Source organism: Streptomyces nanhaiensis (assembly GCF_046614825.1).
GTDB lineage: Bacteria > Actinomycetota > Actinomycetes > Streptomycetales > Streptomycetaceae > Streptomyces > Streptomyces radiopugnans.
The window spans coordinates 1-1,428 of record NZ_JBKJFM010000334.1 but is presented as its reverse complement, the minus strand read 5'-3'; the positions used below and the strand labels follow the sequence as shown (position 1 = coordinate 1,428).

At 57.9% G+C, this 1,428-nt stretch carries 1 rRNA gene; it reads right to left on the bottom strand.

Annotated features, from left to right (window positions below):
• Window positions 1-38 precede the first annotated feature (38 nt).
• Window positions 39-1,428: ribosomal RNA gene (locus tag ACLIYP_RS30410) — 23S ribosomal RNA — on the bottom strand; the annotation flags it as partial.

Genomic DNA, 1,428 nt, shown 5'->3' with positions numbered 1-1,428 from the left:
TCGTGGTCTCAGAACCCACACAGTGGACGCGAACATCTACGGTCAAGCCCTCGGCCTATTAGTACCAGTCAACTCCACCGGTCACCCGGCTTCCATCTCTGGCCTATCAACCCGGTCGTCTCCCGGGAGCCTTACCCCCTCCAGGGGGTGGGAGCCCTCATCTCGAAGCAGGCTTCCCGCTTAGATGCTTTCAGCGGTTATCCCTCCCGAACGTAGCCAACCAGCCATGCCCTTGGCAGAACAACTGGCACACCAGAGGTTCGTCCGTCCCGGTCCTCTCGTACTAGGGACAGCCCTTCTCAAGACTCCTACGCGCACAGCGGATAGGGACCGAACTGTCTCACGACGTTCTAAACCCAGCTCGCGTACCGCTTTAATGGGCGAACAGCCCAACCCTTGGGACCGACTCCAGCCCCAGGATGCGACGAGCCGACATCGAGGTGCCAAACCATCCCGTCGATATGGACTCTTGGGGAAGATCAGCCTGTTATCCCCGGGGTACCTTTTATCCGTTGAGCGACGGCGCTTCCACCAGCCACCGCCGGATCACTAGTCCCGACTTTCGTCCCTGCTCGACCCGTCAGTCTCACAGTCAAGCTCCCTTGTGCACTTACACTCACCACCTGATGACCAACCAGGCTGAGGGAACCTTTGGGCGCCTCCGTTACCCTTTGGGAGGCAACCGCCCCAGTTAAACTACCCACCAGACACTGTCCCCGATCCGGATCACGGACCCGGGTTAGACATCCAGCACGACCAGAGTGGTATTTCAACAACGCCTCCACACACACTGGCGTGCATGCTTCACCGGCTCCCACCTATCCTACACAAGCCGAACCGAACACCAATATCAAGCTGTAGTAAAGGTCCCGGGGTCTTTCCGTCCTGCTGCGCGAAACGAGCATCTTTACTCGTAGTGCAATTTCACCGGGCCTATGGTTGAGACAGTCGAGAAGTCGTTACGCCATTCGTGCAGGTCGGAACTTACCCGACAAGGAATTTCGCTACCTTAGGATGGTTATAGTTACCACCGCCGTTTACTGGCGCTTAAGTTCTCAGCTTCGCCGCCCCGAAGAGCGACTAACCGGTCCCCTTAACGTTCCAGCACCGGGCAGGCGTCAGTCCGTATACCTCGCCTTACGGCTTCGCACGGACCTGTGTTTTTAGTAAACAGTCGCTTCTCGCTGGTCTCTGCGGCCACCCCCAGCTCAGACAGCATGTGCCATCACCGGGTGTGGCCCCCCTTCTCCCGAAGTTACGGGGGCATTTTGCCGAGTTCCTTAACCATAGTTCACCCGAACGCCTCGGTATTCTCTACCAGACCACCTGAGTCGGTTTAGGGTACGGGCCGCCGTGCAACTCGCTAGAGGCTTTTCTCGACAGCATAGGATCATCCACTTCACCACATCGGCTCGGCATCAGGTCTCA